Below are 17,394 nucleotides of genomic sequence, written 5' to 3' on the forward strand. Positions count from 1 at the left end.
CCTTTCGGGCAGCGTCTCCAAGTTAGGCGGCGTTCGCGATATGAGTATCAACGTCGTTCTGTGCATCAGATACGCTGTTTTGTGCATCAGATGCGGGCTTTTGTGCATCGGGCGTACACATCCAAGCAGGAACCCAGCGATTACTCCCCATTTTGCTTTCAGCCAGTTCGGCGGCATCGCCTTTTTTCATCTTGTCGGCGTCACGCGCGGCACCTGTCTGCCCTGCTTCGTTCAAGGCATCAATGATTTGCGGTTTTTTCAGATGATCGAAGAAGTTTGCTTTCGTCGGTTGCCACCAATCGCGCATATGGAAATCAAGAGCAGTTTCAAGCGTATCGAGCGGACTGCGTGATGTATGCCCCATGTCGCGGGTCTGAACACCATCAACCGAGCATGCGGTGCAATAGGCCATCAGCGCCATGAGAACAGAGTTATCCAGCGTAAAGAAGGTGGTAAAGTCTTTCTCCCAACCTTCTGGTAAGAGCGCTTCCAGCCGTGCTTTTTCTTGCATCAACGTAATGTAGGCCATTCCTTCCTCACCCGATGGCGCATTATCCGTCAGAGAATAATGTGACACGGTCAAGCCGATCACGAACGGGTGGCGAGTCGTTGTGCATCCTAAATACACATGCGTACACAAGCGCCAAGCGAGTAGCGCCAGCGCTTTTTCAGGCTGTAATAACAAGGCAGCTTGTACCGCAAGAGTGCGTTCAGATGACATTTTTGTCAGCAGAGGAAGACTGATAGCCTCAACGGGATCGCGTGGGCTTTCGTTATCGACATTTTTATTGATAACTAACGGCTCTTGCTGGGTGTCCTCGGATACGTTCGCCGTATTATCGGCCTCAATGCGCAGCATCACACCACGCTGGATATAGAGAACGCCATCCGTCAGCGAGGCCACGACACCGCCTCGAATGCGATCAACATAAAGCCATGCGCGGTTTTCGGCCTGTTCTGTGAGCATCTCAATGTTTTCATTGAGTTGCATAACACGGTCGAAATTTTCATCCGTATCAGCAAGCGCGTTTCGTTCCGCTTCCCACTCGGCAATTTGAATCAGTTCTTGTGCGGTCAAATCGGCGTCAGGCTGTGTTTCTAAGCGATACTGCTGCGCATCTTCGCCGTAATTGCGCACCTTTGACAAACGGCCTTCTGACCACTTCCAGCCCTCGGCGTCGGCAATCTCTTTTGCCGCTGCGTGAAGTTTTTCACGCGTCAATCGTTCCAGTAATGCGGGATCAGTAATAAAGCCCTCATCGGTAAACAGGTCATAGCGAAAATCGCCACCCGCTTGCTCGTAAGCCTCGCGCCCGACAAAGTTTAGCTGAATGTTGTTTTCGGCGGAGATTTCATCACACAACACCTCACGACGCAGCGCATCCGGTCGTTGCTCATAAGAATATCCCGCCAGCGCGTTCTGCCATACGTTTAACTGGCGCTGATGGTCTTCGTTAGCGGATAGAGCTTGCAGCTGATCGAGGTTGATAGTATCGGTGGCCAGTGCCTCAAGTAACGCTGGAGCCATCCCCGCTAACCGTAGGCATTTCTGCACATGGCGCGTGGTATAGCCGAGCACACTGCCGATTTGCGCGGGGTTTTTGCCGGACTCACTGAGCGTCATAAACGCACGGATTTGGTCGGCGGGGTGCGTATCCTCACGATGGCTGTTTTCTGTTAGTGACAGCGTCACCGCCATATCCTCAGATACCACTTTGACCGGAACGAGATAGCCATTATCGATATATCCCGCCGCTAATAACTGTTGCAGGGCGGCTAAACGGCGTCCCCCTGCGGCGACACCTAACAGGCCATCTGGCTGTTCAAACGCCACCAGATTCTGCAAAACCCCAACCGCTTTAATGCTCTCGGCAAGCTCTGCCAGTTTGGCTGCATCAGGGGCTTGTTTACGCACGTTCAGCGTCGAATGGACGAGTGAACTTACGGTAATCATAGAAACGGGAATATCACGCAGCGCGGTGTTAGCTGCTTCGGCCTGTGCCGCTGGGGCAGTTTTCTTGCTCGCTTTACTCGCATTACGGGTTGATTTAGCATTGGTCACTGACATAGTTGATACTCCTATCAAGTTATTGATGATTGTCTGCCGGACGCCCACCGTCCGGCACCTCACTTACTGCTTACTGCGTTTTACGGATGCCATAATTTACGATGTAGCGGTTAAGCCAATACGCGCCCTCCGGTTCAAAATTCCATGTACGCCAGACCATTTCACCATTCTTACGAACCACTAGACGAAAGTGCGTCCCCTGATCGTCTTCGATAGCGACGTTCTCATACTGCGCGGCGACCTCTACTGCGTGTTCGCGGGTGAAGGTGCCATCGGACAGGGACTTTAATGGCTTGGCCTCGGTAATGTCTGACATCGTATTTCTCCTGTTTAAGCCCTGCTCTCGCAGGGCTGGTAAATCCTAGAATGGGATCGAATCGTCATAATCCATCGGCGGGAATTCCCCCGTCTGTGGCGGCTGAGGTTCCGGCTGAGCGGCGGCCTTGGACTTTTTGCCTTTGCCGTCTTTTTTAGCTGCGGGAGCTGCTGCCTGTTGTTGTGGCTGACCGCTGGTCTGCGGGGCTGGGGTTGGGTTGGCTTCACGACGATTGCCCAGCATTTGCATTGTGCCGCCCACGTTAACGATAATTTCCGTGGTGTAACGCTCAATGCCCTGTGTGTCTGTCCATTTGCGGGTCTGTAAAGCGCCCTCGATGTAGATTTGCGAACCTTTTTGCAGATATTCCCCTGCGATTTCAGCCAACTTGCCAAACACCACAACGCGATGCCATTCGGTTTTTTCTTTTTGTTCGCCCGTTTGCTTATCGCGCCATGTTTCTGAGGTAGCCAGTGACAAATTGGCAACTGCGCCACCGTTCGGCATGTAGCGTACTTCGGGTTCTTGGCCTAAATGTCCCACTAAAATCACTTTATTAACGCCTTTGCTCGCCATCATGTTGCTCCTTGAAGCCTCTGGCTTCTTTCTGGTGTATTTCCCTCTGCCGGATTTTTCCGGGGCGAGGGGCTTTTCGTGGGAAGACGGTAGCGACAGGCGCGGCGGTAAAGTCCACAGGGGGTGCGTTCATTTTTTGAGACGAACTTGAGAGGAAAAAAAAATTAATGCGGCCAGCGCTGGCGCGGCCTGTTGACTTTTCCGTCCCCTGACGCAGGCTGACCCACGAAAACACAGCGCTCAGGATAGGGCGTAAAGAAAGGACACCGGAAAGAGGCCAGATTTATCTGGCCCCCTTAGCGCCGGCAGCTTCATCGCCGGCAGTGAAAGCGGCGTGACCAACTGGTCACAGCAAGCGATTCTGTTGACCTGCCAGCAACGGCTCTACCCCGCATGGGCGCAGACACCTTGCGTGGCTGCGTAAAACTTGGCGTGCCCGTTTGTTTGGGCGCGACTAGTTGTGTCAGTCGTCGTGTGTCGGAACGGCGCACGCCCTTGGGTGCCCCAAAGTCCCTTGTGTATATTTTGGAGAGATAAGCGAAACAGCCCCAACAGCAGAAGGATGTATATCCAGAAGAAGATCGAAAAGACGAAGAGGAAAGAGATCATGGAGAGGAAGAAGAACAGCCATAGTCGGAATGGAAACACAACGCAACACACTACCCTGACATCACGAAACGGGGAGATAAGCGGTGCGTTAGCACCGCTGCATTCCCGTGCGCCAACGGCGCGTGTTTTTTTCGGCGCGGACAGACAGAGGACACCTCCCCTGCCTGATATCGAATAAGACAGTTAGGCACGAAGTCTGATTATCGCCGTCGCCACATCGGTATATGAAAACGTGCCGCGCGGCAGCTCCTCCCAAACATCGCAAAACGGCTTGAGTATTTTTTGTTGGCGGGGGCCATTGAGACAAATCGCCGTTAGCAGCCCTGCGGGCTTTAATAGCGACAGGGCGCGCTGTATATGTCGAATATCCTGCGCATGGTTAAAGGGCGGATTCATGATGATTTTGTCGTACTGGACCGCCTGCCCATATTCCATAAAATCGCCGCACCAGACATTAACACCAGGAAACGCTCCCCGCAGATGCCCCACTAACGCCGCGTTAAGTTCCACCGCATCGCACCGCGCAAACGGGGCGGCGTGTTTGATTGCGCGTAAAATCGCCCCTGTTCCGGCGCTCGGCTCTAGTATGTAATCAGTATTCTTAACCTCCGCCAGTGTCACCAACCGCTTACAGGCGGGTTCTGGCGTCACAAAAAGCTGAGAGGCCGCGCTCACTTCAACCACTGGGGCGCGTTCATCGAGTTTTGCGCGCATCGTCTCAATGCGCTGTTTCAAATCGGTATTCATCATGTTCCCTTTTATGGCTCCCCGACAACGTCGGGGAGCACCCTTATTATTTTTTAGGAATTTCAACGGTTTTCATGTCGGTTATATACACCGTTAGCAGTGTGCAGCCGGTGGACATCACACGGCGGTAGCGGTACGCGCCATGCTCATCATTTTCAGCAACGCCACGCACACCCTTATAATCAGATGGCGTTTTTGCCCATTCGGCCTTTGTCATCGCTTTGAAGCCCTCCTCCTGATAATTGACGATAGGCGGGCGCTTTGCGGCGTTCTTGGCGGCGATCGCTTCTTCATCTGAAGGGGCTTTGTAGTCTGTGATGCGGTCAGGGGTGAGTTTCATCGTGCCTCTGAGCCCAACAAAACTATAGTGAGATGTCTCAATCGAGCTCACATCACCATTGCTTTTGTTGATGCGGATAATGCTCAACCACTCCCCGCGGCTTAACACCTGCCCGCCGATTTGGAATTCATTAGCACGGGTAATAATGCTACCGGCTTCGTTCAGCATCCCGCGCTCATAGCTTAGGCGGTTGCGGTAGTGCGCCGCCCAGCGTTGACGATGTTTCACGCTTTTTTCATGATTGGGGATCGCAATATCTCGGGCTTGTTCGGCGTCAATAATGCCCTCACTTAGGGCTGACCACAGGGACATAAACCCTTCATACTGGCTAATTTCTGCCGAGCGCGGGTACTTTTCGAGCGTGAAACAGCACGAAATATGATCATAATTACTGATAGCGCGCGCCATATTGAGATCAAGATTATCCGAGCGCCAGAGCTTCAAAAATTTCTCAGAAGCTACAATGTTTTTTTCAGCCTTACGTAAATCAGCCTCGATTTTTTTAATGCGGCGATAGCGAACGTCTGAGCGCTCTTTATATTTGGCATGTTTGAGGGATGCCTGCGCGCGCTCTTCCCAATATCCCGCGCGTTCAAACAACATCACGACGCGCTTCATTCCATTATCAATTTTTTTGGCGTGGTTACGCGCTTTACGTTCGCTGTGATGTCCGATGAGGATCGGCTGTCCAAGCGGAATGGCTGACGTTAGCGCATCAACATGCGCGAGCGCCTGCTCTGATTCTGCGGCGCGTTTTGAGCTGTAGTCGTTGAACCGCTCGGCGCGTTCTTCCTGACGCTCAAACAAGGTGCTGTCCTCGTCCTCAATATCACCCGCCAGAGAGATCAGCAAATCTTCACGCGATGGCGTCCATGCTGGCGCCACAAAAAACCCTTGTTTAGGTGCCCATTTGAAGCCCACGGCATGGACTTTTGAATAGGTTTCATCATCGAGATATTGCGATGCATAAAGACGCAGCTTGTTATCGTCAGGGGAATAGGTTGCACGATAGGTCGGTGCGTGGTTTTCAAAAGATGCATTTGTAGGCTTCGCTGTCGCGCCTTGGGTGTTGAGTTGTGGCATGTTTAAATCTCCTTATGGGGTTGAAGTGATGCTTTTGTGAGTATTCGCCGTCGCACACGTGTTCAAACCACACGAAGGAGCGCTGACAAGGCCGCCGAAGGCGTTCATACCAGCCTTGTCAGCTTGAGCGAGGAAGTGTGGTTGAATACATAGCGACGGTTGGAGTTACTCACGAGCGTTCACACGCCAAAGGGTGAAACAGGACACAATCGCGTAACGGGCATAGCGGCAGCGAAGACGTTACGCCCCTTAGCGCCGGCAGTCCCCTCGACGGCAGTGAAAGCGGCGTGACCAATAAGGTCACAGCAAGCGATGCTGTTGACCTTCCAGCAACGGCTCTACCCCGAATGGGCGCAGACGCGCAGGCGTGGCTGCGTAAAACTTGGCGTGCCCGGAAATCTGGGCGCGACTAGTTGTGTCAGTCGTCGTGTGTCGGAACGGCGCACGCCTTGGGTGCCCCAAAGAGTGATTTTGGGTGTGTTAAGGAGCAATGAAAAAAAGACCAATAGCAGAACGACGCACAGTGAGATAAAGAAAATGAAGAAGAAGATAAAAATTGGGGAGAGGAAGAAGAACAGCCATAGTCGGTATGGAAACACAACGCAACACACTACCCTGACATCACGAAACGGGAGGATAAGCGGTGCGTTAGCACCGCATACCTTCCCGTGCGCCAACGGCGCACACGGGGTTTCGGCACGGCCAGACAGGCGCTCCGAACGCCTGCCATCATACTTACTGCCCTTTGCCACCCTGTAAGATGAAATGGCCACCAATATATACAGCACACTGACAGGTCATGAAGTAACAAATTTCATCCATGACCTGTGGGGTCGTGAGTTCCCGCTGACCGGAATCACGTCGACGTGCATTAATTAATGCCTTGTATTGACGCAATATTTCGCGGGTTTCCGGCGCAAGTTTCATCGTTATATCCTTAACCGGCGGTTTCACCGCCGCATAGTATTTAGTTTGTGAAAACATAACCGTCATGGAAAACATAGCCGCTGCTGAACAGGTCACGCGCATAGGCTTTAAAATCGAAGTAGCAGCGAAGTAGATCCGGCACCTCATTGAGCAAGCCGTTATCCTCAACCATCTCCAGAGCATAGTCTTCTTCGCTTTCTGCCTCGCCCCGATATGCATCATCAAAAGCGTCATAATCACACTGGCCGGTATACTCCGCCCACGCGATAAAAGCGGCTTCGCTGCCTTCTGCTTCAGCGCGTTGGTAAGCAGCGACAAAATCCCAGTCAATAGCACTTTCGCAGACGAACTTTGATGGGATATTTTCCCAGTCCTGAAACATAAATTCTGCATCCATTTCATCGGCATGCAGTGCTCGGCAAGCCTCATAAAATTCGGCTCTGTCGTCAAAATCCGTCAGGTCTAGCCATTTGCCGTAAATGCTGCCGCAGTTGTATTTGTGGTAGGTGCCCACGTAGACAGAAGGTGTGGTGGTTGCATTGCCCATAATAAAATCCTCCGAGGTCAGTGTCGTCTGTGCTCCGGCTTACGCCGTGCCGATACGACAGCCCTGCGGCGAGTGGCCGATGCAAGGGCGCCGTCCTTCCACACATCGCCTCTGGACGGCGGGAGTTGAACGGTGAGAGCGCGAAGCTTGAGCGCACGAACGACGGGAAAATCACGCAGGGAAGAGGCATAAATAGCGACGGCGGCGAAGCCTCCCTTGCATCGGCCACGTCAGGGCTAAAGTTGCGGCACGGCGTTAGCCGTCACAACACCGCAATAACAGAGAGCGGTTCATTGTCCGGCCAAGCCTGCGGGGATTGGCCGATAGATAGCCGAGCCTGCGACGTCCTTATTGCCTGTATCAGACGAAAAAAGAGGGGCACTGCCCCTCCTCCTTTATGATGCTCTCACACCGGCCAGCGCATCGCGCAGGCTATTCATTTCACGCCGGCCCTCTATGATAACGTCGTGTAGCACCGTCCAATCCAACCATTGGTGAGGGGGGCATTCAGGCAAACGCAACACATCCTCTTGTAGACCGTGGGAAAGAATATGTTCAACTGATTCACACACCAGATACAGCTCAATAGCGCCAAATCGAGCGCCTTTGTTAAGGATCGCGTCCAGCACCTCGGGCAGCGTATCGTCGTTTTCATCCAACCAACCCGGCTGGTCACTTTCTTTAGCCACAAGGCGGAAACGGCGTGTCTGGCGCTCAAACACCGTTTGTCCGGTTGACATTAACGCGGCCTGAATGCGTCGTGAATCTGCCAAAACTTGAGCACATACCGTCATAATCGCCTCGCGTATACAGGTTAGGACAATGGTGAGTTCCTCCTGCGTGAGCCATTGCGCGGCAAAGGGAATGGCAATCTGTGTTGCGTCCCCCGGCAGCATCGGCTCTTGCGTGTATCGGTTGCCATATAGCACTAACTCGGCTTGGCTGCCCGTTAGCTTGTCGATGGCATCTTCCAGCCGATAACGCATCGGGGCCAACGTCTGGCGGGTATACGGCTGCAAGACAGTCACCAGCTCGGCGGCGTTCAATCGCGCGTAAATGCTTATCCAACCCGGCCAGCGCCCTGGATAGCATTGGACGACATCAATATGGTCAGGCCATCCCTGCGCTAATATCAGCGCCCTACCGTGATAGCAAATCAGGGCGTTGAGTGCGGTATTTTCATTATTTTCGTGCATATGAAGCACCTCAAATCAAAGGGGTATTCACGCCGCGCACGGCGGCGTGAATAACGATTAAGACTGCAACAATTTGCGTATCTGGATCAGGTCGTTAAGTTTGTGCTGCATCCCTTCGGGGATCTCGCGGTTCTCGTCGCGTGATTGCCACTCTTTCGGCCATAAGGCTTGCTCGGCTAACGTCACCACGCGGGTTAACAGGCTGGCTGGCAGCGTGACCTGCTGCATTTCGTCCTTCACGTCATTGAGCAAGTTTCCCGCAAGGTCGGCCCCCACACCGTTTAAATGGTGATCGTCTATCGCACCTATTTTGGCTAACACCGCTTTCACTTCCTCGTCGTTGAGTGAGAGATCCCAACCTTCGGCAAACGCCGCCATGTCGTCGGCGGTCCAAATCAGGAGTGCCAGCGGCGTATCGGCAGAAAAGCCTTCTTCAAGTTGCGCGCAAATGTGTTGTCGTGTTCCGTACATGGCTATCTCCTAATCTTTAAAAGATTCATCGAGGGTTAACACTTCGCAATATGCTTTGAGATATAACTCATTGATACGGCGTAAGGTTTGCGATGCCAACAGTACCGGCAGCGATTCAGCTTGGTAGTTGTATTGCTGCTCAAGCCCGTTGAGCGTCTGGCGTAAATCGCACATGGCGTTGGCCAGTGCCCCCACGTCGGCACGTAGTCCTTCGAATCCGTCGTAGTTCATTACGCAGCCTCCGGTAGCCATTCATCATTTGCGGCGGGTTGTTGCATGGCACGCTGGACCGTCATAAGACGGGCGCGCCCTGCTTTGTGATACTGCTCAAGGAGCTCGATGCCGATGTAACGACGTCCAGCTTGAAGGGCCGCGACGCAGGTCGAACCGCTGCCTGCAAAGGGGTCTAACACAATCGCGCCAGGGGCGGTAAAAGACTCGATGATCGGTTGTAAGCTCGTGACGGGCTTCTCGGTCGGATGATGCCGATTGCCGCTGTATTTCCAACCTTGCACATCAGGCAACGGGTGTTGTGGCAAGCGTGGGCGGCCTTTCGCCAGTATGTAAGCGCATTCATGTGTGTAGCCGACGTAGGCCGATTTTGACGTGTAAGTTTTAGTGAAAACGAAATGCCCCACAATGCTAAACCCTGCGGCTTTCCACGCAGCAATAAAGCGGTCGGCACGGTTCCAGCCGTAAAAGCTGACCATCAGCGCGTCTTTTTTCAGTACGCGATACATCTCATGACAAGCTGGCTGTAACCATTCGTCCGTGACGTCACCCGCAATCGTTCGGCCTTGACGGTCGCGAAAGCCGACAAGGTACGGAGGATCGGTGAGAATAAAATCGACGGCGTTGTCTGGAAAGCCAGCCATAATTTCGACGCAATTGCCCTGCACAAATCGTGACATAAGAAAGTCTCCTCGGGTTAGGGTGCCCGCAGGAGGGAGCCGCCACGGCTCCCGTTCCCTACTGCACGGGGCCTGTAGGCCGTGACCGGTAACGGGTCAAGCTGACCGTGGAATACCGGAGTCGTCGGCTTTTTGACGGCGAGGATATGCCGCGAAAGCGGCTTGAAGGGCGATCCTTAAAGGGCGTCTGGATGGCGTAAAATCACAACGACGCCGAACAGGCGCGGAGAAAACGCCCGCCCCGTGGCCACCGGTTGCGGCACACTGGCACCGTGCAGTGGAGTCCCCCGCGCAGCGGCGTGGATGAGGAGCGTTGCGACATCCTTATATACAGACGTCGAAGAACAGGGCAGTCACTCTGCCCTGTCTGAATTAGCGGGTTATTTCCCGCCAGTCATTACCGTATTCGTCACAGATGACGGGGTCGTCCAGTGTTCCGGTCACAGGCCATGCATCAAGGAACTTCAGCCCACGCACAATACTGTTCTCAACATCGTCGAGCAAAATGATGCTGTTAAACCAAACACTCCCGCATGGCCAGCGCCAGCTGTACCCTTCGTGAACAGTTTTTCCGTCCTCCCACCACGTGCGTCCCATCATCATTGCTCCCGCCTCGGCAAGCTCCGGGGTCTGCGCAGAAACCATATGGTAAACCATCATTTCCACGCCGCTGATTTCAACGGCGAATCCAACAAGCCACGTATTCATACGGATTTGACCTCATCAATCGCACACTGCAGAGCGTCCCAATTTAATCCGATATTGGCATCATGGCTGTCTTGCGCACGCTCCATAGCCGCTTCAATCATGTATTCATCGAGCGTGTCGTCGAGGGATAAAAAGTCGTCGGCCAGCCAGAACGTCCCGCAACACAAGGCATCGTCGGGGTAGCGTGAAAGTCGGCTTTTAAAGGCAGCGATTGTCATTGACCGCGCGGTTACATCAGGTTTCAACATAGAAATATCCTCAGCATCCGGCACCCTTCTGTGCCGTGCCCCCACAACAGACGGGCTTTTGGCGAAGACGTCAGGGGCGGCGCGCAGGCCGCAGCGTGACGTTAACGGGCTGAATGCGCCGTTAACGTCAGGAACGGGCGAGCACCGGCGATAGCTTCCCTTGACGACGCAGCCGCCCGGCTAAAGTGCGGGCACGGCACAGGACGGACTATCCACATAATGACTGCAGAACATTGTGGATAACCTGCCCGTAACCGATCGAGAGAGGGATGTGACAAGAGAAACCTTCAATTGTTTATTTTTTGAGCCACCGGAAGATAAAATGGCGAATTCTTTTTCAGTTAAAACACGTCATTAGGAAAAAGGAATTTTCCCAACTTGCCATATAGGAACATTCCCGCTCATAATACTGGTAATCCATACAGTATTATGAGTTTTAACAATGAAAGCAGAAATCATCACGGCCATTACAACCTCACGCCTTCAACTGCCACTTTTTAGCGATACCTGCGCGGCCGGTTTTCCTTCTCCGGCTCAGGACTACATTGAAGCGCAGCTCGATTTAAATGATTTCTGTATCCGTCACCCTTCAGCGACATACTTCGTTCGTGCGCAGGGTGAATCAATGGTTGAAGCGGGCATTTTGTCAGGCGATTTATTGGTGGTAGACCGCGCCCTGACACCGTCTCACGGAGATACGGTCATCGCTGCAGTGGACGGAGAATTCACGGTTAAGCGGCTTTGCACACATCCGCAGCTCTGCTTGCAGCCGATGAACAGTGCTTACAGCCCAATATTTGTCGATCCTGACGAGTTGGATATCTTTGGGGTAGTCACGCACGCAATTCATACGCTGGACAAAAGTTAATATGTTCCTGCTCTGCGATGTAAATGCGATGTACGCCAGCTGCGAACAACTGTTTAGGCCCGACTTGAAGGGAAAACCGGTGATCGTGCTTAGCAACAACGACGGCGCGATTGTCGCAGCGAACAGAGAGGCGAAAGCACTCGGCATCAAACGAGGCGCCCCATTCTTTCAAGCTAAGGCATTGATTCAACAGCATCAGATAGCCTGTTTCAGTTCGAATTACGCGTTATATGGCGACATCAGCCACAGGATAATGTCGATATTAGAGTCACTGGCACCGTCGCTGGAAATTTATAGTATTGATGAGGCATTTCTACAGATAGCCGGCATCGATGCCAGCGAGCCGTATCTTGATTATGGACGACGAGTTCGGGCGACCGTAGCCCAACGAACGGGCCTAACCTGTGGCATTGGTATCGCACAAACGCGGACGTTGGCCAAGTTAGCCAACCACGCAGCAAAGACCTGGCCCGCCACGGGAGGCGTCGTCGATTTAAGCGACCGCATACGTCAGCGCAAACTGATGGCGCTGCTTCCGGTCGACGAGGTATGGGGAATTGGACGCAAGCTGTCAGCAAAACTTCGCTTAATGGGTATCGAAACGGTCCTGCAGCTGGCTGACGCGAACTTGCAGTTGATGAAGAAAACATTCGGCGTCGTTGTTGAGAGAACCATCAGAGAGTTAAACGGCATACCCTGTATATCGATTGAAGCGCTGCCGGCAAAACAGCAAATCATCTGCAGCCGTAGTTTTGGAGAACGCATCACGCAGCTGCAGGACATGAAACAAGCGATATGTCAGTACGCCGAACGTGCTGCTGAAAAGCTGCGTGAGGAAAAGCAGTATTGCCGCCACGTTAGCGTTTTTCTGCGTACCAGTCCGTATGCCAACGAGCCGCAGTACGGCAACAGTGCTAATCAGATCATGATGTTGGCCACACAGGATACGCGCGATATTGTCGCAGCTGCGATGAAAGCGCTGTCTCAAATCTGGCGGGATGGATATCGCTATCAAAAAGCGGGGATCATGCTCAATGATTTCTGCAGTCGTCCGGGACAGATAGACATGTTTGATGAGACGCCGCCGCGCGCGAACAGTGAACAACTGATGAAAGTTGTCGATCGCATTAACAGCACAGGTGTCGGAAAAGTATGGTTTGGCGGACAGGGGATTGAGAAAGGCTGGAGGATGAAAAGAGAAATGCTATCGCCAGCATATACGACGCAATGGAAAGATCTCCCTATCGCAGCCTTGTCATAACCCCCCAGAGAACGCTTCAGGTCACACGCTAGATAGCTCGTTAACAAAAGACACCTACATGTCATATATATGACATGTAGGTGTGCGCAACTAAAAAACATCAACCATAAAATGCTCATATGATAATACTTAAAAACACATATATGTATTGATATGAGATTTACAACCACTCACTAAGCCTGTAAAATCCCAACAAGAACACATATATGTATACATAGTAATATATATGTGTATTTTAAACATGATTAGTGACTTTTTGAGGTTTATGATGCGTATATATGTTGATGACGGTTCTACGAACATTAAGCTCGCTTGGAAAGATAATGGTGAAGTTAAAACCTTTATCAGTCCTAACAGTTTTAAACCGGAATGGTCGCTAAATTTATTCAGCGATCAAATATCTGCCAACTATGAAATCGAGGGTGAGAAATTTAGCTTTGATCCAGGCAGCGTTGACGCTGTTGTTACAACCGAAACACGCTATCAATACAGTCTTGTCAATACAGTGGCTATCCATCACGCCTTACTCCAATCAGGAATTAAGCCGCAGGACATCGACGTTGTCGTAACTCTCCCACTATCCGAGTATCTTGATTCAGACTTCCAGCCTAAAACTGAAAACATCACGCGTAAGAAAAACAGCGTGAAACGAACTGTCTCTCTACAGGGAAATAAATCAGGGTTTTCAATAGGTAAGGTATCAGTACTGCCGGAGAGTATACCTGCAGGATTTAACGTGCTCACAGGGCTTGAGGATGATGATTCACTGCTTATTGTTGATTTAGGGGGTACGACACTGGATGTATCCCATGTACGCAGCAAAATGTCTGGTATAACCAATACGTGGTGCGATCCTAAAATCGGCGTTTCTATCATCACCAATGACATAAAAAATGTACTGGCATCATATACTCGTATCAGCTCACTTCAGGCTGATAAGATGATCATAAATCGCGATGAGAACGGTTGGTTAGAACACCGTTTACCAGATGCCGAGATGAGAACTCAAGTCATTAACGCAATTGAAGCTAAAAAGAAACTCCTTGTAAATCGTGTGCTCAATGTTATAGATCGGTTTAACGGTTATACACATATCATGTGTGTAGGAGGGGGCGCGAAATTGATTGCTGAAGATATCCAGAAGAATACAAACATCCCAGCCGCTCGTTTTTATACAAGTGATAATCCACAGTTTGATCTGGTTCTTGGCATGCTAGAAATGAAGGAAGGAAGCAGCAATGGCTAATACAGATGGTGCCCGTAAGATAGCGTTTAATTTATATCCGACAGAAGAGATAGGAGATAAGTTAGCCAGCGATTTACTAGACGAAACTCGTCTAAAAGAGCGAGGTCGAACTATGCGGGCATTTCTGTTAACTGGCGCTGCTTTAGCAGCAATAGACCGCCGCATTCCTAATCTGATAGCCGAACTAGCAACTAAAGACATAACCATCAGGGATATTCAACGAATTATAAGTAGCGTAATTCCAGATGCATTTTCACCCGATGATGCGATGGTAGAAACAATACTTAATCGCCTTGGTCAGTCGGTGACTGCAGAGAAAAGTAAAGGTTTTAAGAGCGAACCCACTAAATCTGAAGAAGATATCAACGTCATTAAGACTCGGTCTAACAGTAATAGTATGTTTCCTGACGACGACTAGCATCAGAGCACTACGGCTCCCAGCCTGCGAGATTGGGAGCCGTAAACAACTGAAAATTAATCATTTTTGTAATAATGAAATCATGAAATCATACTTTCATTATTTCATTTTATTCCTATACATATCATAGCCTGCTAGAAGCATATCCGTCATCGATATCCCCTGCTCTGCTGCATAAGCCTTCATTTCTTTATGCTTAGACACTGGAACTTTTATCTGGATTGGTTTTACAGATGAATCCGGTGCAGCACCTTTCCCAGTTACATCCAGAGTTGGCTCATCCTCTTTTGGAGGTTCGATTTTGATTGTATTTTTTGGGCCCTTCATAGATAACCTCTCAACCTAAAATGAAATAATTAAATCATGCTATCATGAATTAATTATATCATGAACTTCTTCTATCATTTGCTTTGCTGTTTCGTTTAGCGATTTGAATGGTGTTTCATGCAACGCCTTTCCTGCGTCAAGAGCTTCTCCATAGCTGGTTTTAAATGGTATGACTGTATTAAGAACTTTATAGCCCCACGCTCTTATAGTGTCCTGAGCTTTTTCGCCTTGAGATGGCGAAGGAGATTTCGCGACTGCAAATACAATTTTCTCCTTATCAATGCCTTTTTTAATCAACTCACGCGCCAATTCGAGCGATGGCTCGAGATCATCAATAGTGGTACCAGTAGCGATAATGACAAGATCAGATTCATCAGCAACATCGAGAGATGTAGTTTCAGCGGCAGGACGTCCATCAATAATGAGCAGATGGCAACTATCTTTCATTCTAATAGCGGTTTCTACACGACGATATAGAGCGCAATCAATTTGGCTCAGACCACTTTTTTCACGTCGTTCCGCCCACTTCAAGGAAGTTTGTTGCTTCGTATCTATATCAGCTAAATGCGTTTTCCATCCAGCATCAGTAAATCCAACGGCTAACGTTCTAGCATCAGTACTTTTTGAACCACCACCCTTCTGGCCAACAATCGATATAACCTTTCCCATCACATCACCCCTTCATTAAATCATGATTTCATTATAGCAATCACGTAATTCATTCACTATGACATAGCTTACATTTAGCCACAACATTAAATCATGATTTAATGATTTCAATAAAACATGAAAAATATAACACAATGAATTATATATATAAAAACATGAATTAAATCATGCTTTCATTAAATCATGATTTAATGACTTGTGTGATAATCGGTGATATACTAACCATAATAAGTAAAACATCATCATATGGAGAAAGTCATGAAAGGCACTATCGAAACAACTGAAGGCCATATTTCTATTACGACTGATAGCCCATCTGTAGACGTCGCAGGTGATATTACTACTGAAGGCGCACCAGTAAACTTACGAAGCTTCAAAGTTTGTCGTAGTAAAAAAAATGAAAAATCTGCTTCTGAGACTCCGTTCTTTTTATCCAAACATGAACATAACGGACAAACATTTTACATGTTGGAATCGATGATAGATGAGTGAAGTGATAGAAGTCGTAATATAGTAAAAGTGGATGTCCTCTTATTAACATCCACACTGTCCACCTGATAGGCAGGCGGCAGCATAAAAGGAAATTGAGCCATGAAAGATACCATTCAAGATTTCATCATTGGTCAAATTGCTAATGAAGAAAGCGAGCAAGCTGCAAAGCTCGCATTCGCAATTCGTGAAGCAATTAAAGAGTACAAAGAAAACGCCGGTTATAACAAAAATAGCTTCTCTGTTGATGCCCAATACGAACACGGCGAATTTAATGCTCAATGCTCTTTCTCGGAAGACTCGACAATGACCGTAATGTATTACGAAGACACTGATAATATAACGGTTAACTCCTTGTTTAATCTCCAAAATGAAAAAGAACTGCGACGTTTGGCAGGCTTGATGCTCAGCCAAGGCTGGGTATCAGGATTCAAAGGTTAGGGTAGTTAATAAGCCCAATTCGTCGTTTTATTGGAGTTAGACACATGATAGCTACGCACGCACCTAAGATGTTCAACGCACGCATTAAGTCCTCAGCTATTGCCGCAAAGATTGTGGGCAAAGTTCCGCCTTCGATGATTTGTTCACAGACAATTGAAATGCGCAGGGAAATGTGGGCCGCCCCGGTCAGCGCTGCAGAAATGAAAATATGGCGAGAAGCGGTGGCAAAACTCCCTAATGATTTTTCGCTTGAGCCACAGTTGCCTGACATTAAAGATCCTCAACTGAAACAACTTTTGATTCCAACTGATTGGCGCAATGATCAATATATTAGCGTTTCACCCGTTGCGAGCATGGGGGTCATACACGAGCTATATAAGCGGCTTTACGAGCAGAACCTCCTATTTAAAAAATGGGTTATTCAGCCGACACCTGCGGCGATGGCTAATCACGGTGAAGCTTTACTCATGCAAAGCGGTGCTGTTCGGATGTTATGTAGAGGACCTGCAAAAATCGCACAGGGAAATTGGCGAGGGGATTTCGTGCAGCTTACAGCTCGTTGCGAAGGCATGAACATATCTTCCGGAATGGTAGCTGCAGGCTTCCCAGCAATAACAGCAATTGGTGGTTTTGTTCACTCTCTTGAGCGAAAAATCGGTCAAGACATTGAATTCGCTTTTGGTTTTAAGTCTGCTGATTGGGTTTCTGGTGTACCCAAACTGACTCTTTATAAAGCTAGCGATAGATCTTCATCTCCAACTGGACGTGTGAAAGGGGCCTGTAAGGTTACCCCTGGGCCTGGATATTCCACAGAAGAGATTGTAGCGAACTGCGAGATAGTATTGCTTTTAAAAACTAAGGCAGACTCGGCAGAGTTGAAAGATATCCTTATGAATACTCACAGGATTTCTGGAGGTCGTTTGTTTAA

At 49.8% G+C, this 17,394-nt stretch carries 22 protein-coding genes; 7 read left to right on the forward strand and 15 right to left on the reverse strand.

Annotation, left to right across the window (positions count from 1 at the left end; all coding sequences use genetic code 11):
* Positions 1 to 22 precede the first annotated feature (22 nt).
* The 13 genes from AB3Y96_RS23425 to AB3Y96_RS23485 form a co-directional block, all read right to left on the reverse strand.
* Positions 23 to 2,068, reverse strand: coding sequence for a ParB/RepB/Spo0J family partition protein (locus tag AB3Y96_RS23425; RefSeq protein ID WP_367300428.1), 2,046 nt, complete (start codon positions 2,066 to 2,068; stop codon positions 23 to 25).
* 70 nt (positions 2,069 to 2,138) lie between these two features.
* Positions 2,139 to 2,384, reverse strand: a complete 246-nt coding sequence (locus tag AB3Y96_RS23430; RefSeq protein ID WP_064575730.1) for a DUF905 domain-containing protein — start codon at positions 2,382 to 2,384, stop codon at positions 2,139 to 2,141.
* Between the two features lie 45 nt (positions 2,385 to 2,429).
* On the reverse strand, positions 2,430 to 2,960 hold the full coding sequence (locus tag AB3Y96_RS23435; protein WP_166713725.1) for a single-stranded DNA-binding protein: 531 nt from the start codon (positions 2,958 to 2,960) through the stop codon (positions 2,430 to 2,432).
* Between the two features lie 792 nt (positions 2,961 to 3,752).
* A complete protein-coding gene (locus tag AB3Y96_RS23440) occupies positions 3,753 to 4,316 on the reverse strand; it encodes a methyltransferase (RefSeq protein ID WP_367300434.1) in 564 nt (187 codons plus the stop codon).
* A 46-nt stretch (positions 4,317 to 4,362) separates the two neighbouring features.
* Positions 4,363 to 5,739, reverse strand: a complete 1,377-nt coding sequence (locus tag AB3Y96_RS23445) for a DUF3560 domain-containing protein (RefSeq protein ID WP_064575721.1) — start codon at positions 5,737 to 5,739, stop codon at positions 4,363 to 4,365.
* A gap of 735 nt (positions 5,740 to 6,474) precedes the next feature.
* Positions 6,475 to 6,666 (reverse strand): hypothetical protein, encoded by a 192-nt coding sequence (locus tag AB3Y96_RS23450; protein ID WP_064575720.1) that lies wholly within the window; start codon positions 6,664 to 6,666, stop codon positions 6,475 to 6,477.
* Between the two features lie 40 nt (positions 6,667 to 6,706).
* Entirely contained in the window at positions 6,707 to 7,213 is a 507-nt protein-coding gene (locus AB3Y96_RS23455) for an antirestriction protein ArdA (protein ID WP_064575716.1), read from the reverse strand.
* Between the two features lie 395 nt (positions 7,214 to 7,608).
* Positions 7,609 to 8,409, reverse strand: coding sequence for a hypothetical protein (locus AB3Y96_RS23460; protein WP_336192646.1), 801 nt, complete (start codon positions 8,407 to 8,409; stop codon positions 7,609 to 7,611).
* 57 nt (positions 8,410 to 8,466) lie between these two features.
* Positions 8,467 to 8,880, reverse strand: a complete 414-nt coding sequence (locus AB3Y96_RS23465; RefSeq protein WP_064575711.1) for a DUF1380 family protein — start codon at positions 8,878 to 8,880, stop codon at positions 8,467 to 8,469.
* 9 nt (positions 8,881 to 8,889) lie between these two features.
* Positions 8,890 to 9,111, reverse strand: coding sequence for a hypothetical protein (locus AB3Y96_RS23470; protein ID WP_367300429.1), 222 nt, complete (start codon positions 9,109 to 9,111; stop codon positions 8,890 to 8,892).
* Entirely contained in the window at positions 9,111 to 9,791 is a 681-nt protein-coding gene (locus AB3Y96_RS23475; RefSeq protein ID WP_046360151.1) for a DNA methylase, read from the reverse strand. Before AB3Y96_RS23475 ends, AB3Y96_RS23470 begins: the two co-directional genes overlap by 1 nt.
* A gap of 372 nt (positions 9,792 to 10,163) precedes the next feature.
* Positions 10,164 to 10,499: a hypothetical protein gene (locus AB3Y96_RS23480; protein ID WP_095661812.1), complete on the reverse strand. Its 336-nt coding sequence runs from the start codon at positions 10,497 to 10,499 to the stop codon at positions 10,164 to 10,166.
* Complete coding sequence (locus AB3Y96_RS23485; protein WP_223283632.1) at positions 10,496 to 10,747, reverse strand: hypothetical protein; 252 nt, start codon at positions 10,745 to 10,747, stop codon at positions 10,496 to 10,498. The genes AB3Y96_RS23480 and AB3Y96_RS23485 overlap by 4 nt, the downstream gene beginning before the upstream one ends.
* 442 nt (positions 10,748 to 11,189) lie before the next feature.
* Here AB3Y96_RS23485 and umuD point away from each other — a divergent pair, with 442 nt between their 5' ends.
* The 4 genes from umuD (at position 11,190) to AB3Y96_RS23505 (ending at position 14,540) form a co-directional block, all read left to right on the forward strand.
* Positions 11,190 to 11,615 (forward strand): translesion error-prone DNA polymerase V autoproteolytic subunit, encoded by a 426-nt coding sequence (gene umuD, locus AB3Y96_RS23490; RefSeq protein ID WP_064575696.1) that lies wholly within the window; start codon positions 11,190 to 11,192, stop codon positions 11,613 to 11,615.
* A gap of 1 nt (position 11,616) precedes the next feature.
* The gene (gene umuC / locus AB3Y96_RS23495) at positions 11,617 to 12,876 is read left to right on the forward strand and encodes a translesion error-prone DNA polymerase V subunit UmuC (RefSeq protein ID WP_064575695.1); all 1,260 of its coding nucleotides are present in this window, start codon (positions 11,617 to 11,619) and stop codon (positions 12,874 to 12,876) included.
* Between the two features lie 268 nt (positions 12,877 to 13,144).
* Complete coding sequence (gene parM, locus AB3Y96_RS23500; RefSeq protein WP_064575707.1) at positions 13,145 to 14,122, forward strand: plasmid segregation protein ParM domain-containing protein; 978 nt, start codon at positions 13,145 to 13,147, stop codon at positions 14,120 to 14,122.
* A complete protein-coding gene (locus AB3Y96_RS23505) occupies positions 14,115 to 14,540 on the forward strand; it encodes a plasmid partitioning/stability family protein (RefSeq protein ID WP_367300430.1) in 426 nt (141 codons plus the stop codon). The genes parM and AB3Y96_RS23505 overlap by 8 nt, the downstream gene beginning before the upstream one ends.
* 99 nt (positions 14,541 to 14,639) lie before the next feature.
* Here AB3Y96_RS23505 and AB3Y96_RS23510 read toward each other — a convergent pair whose 3' ends face one another.
* Both AB3Y96_RS23510 and AB3Y96_RS23515 read right to left on the reverse strand, forming a co-directional pair.
* The gene (locus AB3Y96_RS23510) at positions 14,640 to 14,867 is read right to left on the reverse strand and encodes a hypothetical protein (protein WP_064575690.1); all 228 of its coding nucleotides are present in this window, start codon (positions 14,865 to 14,867) and stop codon (positions 14,640 to 14,642) included.
* A 42-nt stretch (positions 14,868 to 14,909) separates the two neighbouring features.
* Positions 14,910 to 15,536 carry a ParA family protein gene (locus AB3Y96_RS23515; protein WP_064575688.1) on the reverse strand — a complete coding sequence of 209 codons (627 nt, stop codon included), beginning with the start codon at positions 15,534 to 15,536 and terminating at the stop codon, positions 14,910 to 14,912.
* 258 nt (positions 15,537 to 15,794) lie between these two features.
* Here AB3Y96_RS23515 and AB3Y96_RS23520 point away from each other — a divergent pair, with 258 nt between their 5' ends.
* The 3 genes from AB3Y96_RS23520 to AB3Y96_RS23530 form a co-directional block, all read left to right on the forward strand.
* On the forward strand, positions 15,795 to 16,028 hold the full coding sequence (locus tag AB3Y96_RS23520; protein WP_064575686.1) for a hypothetical protein: 234 nt from the start codon (positions 15,795 to 15,797) through the stop codon (positions 16,026 to 16,028).
* Positions 16,029 to 16,127: 99 nt separating this feature from the next.
* Positions 16,128 to 16,466: a hypothetical protein gene (locus AB3Y96_RS23525; RefSeq protein WP_336192535.1), complete on the forward strand. Its 339-nt coding sequence runs from the start codon at positions 16,128 to 16,130 to the stop codon at positions 16,464 to 16,466.
* A gap of 44 nt (positions 16,467 to 16,510) precedes the next feature.
* A partial coding sequence (locus AB3Y96_RS23530; RefSeq protein WP_367300431.1) for a type I-F CRISPR-associated protein Csy2 occupies positions 16,511 to 17,394 on the forward strand: 884 nt, incomplete at its 3' end.

It is taken from the genome of Hafnia alvei, assembly GCF_964063325.1.
Lineage (GTDB): Bacteria > Pseudomonadota > Gammaproteobacteria > Enterobacterales > Enterobacteriaceae > Hafnia > Hafnia alvei_B.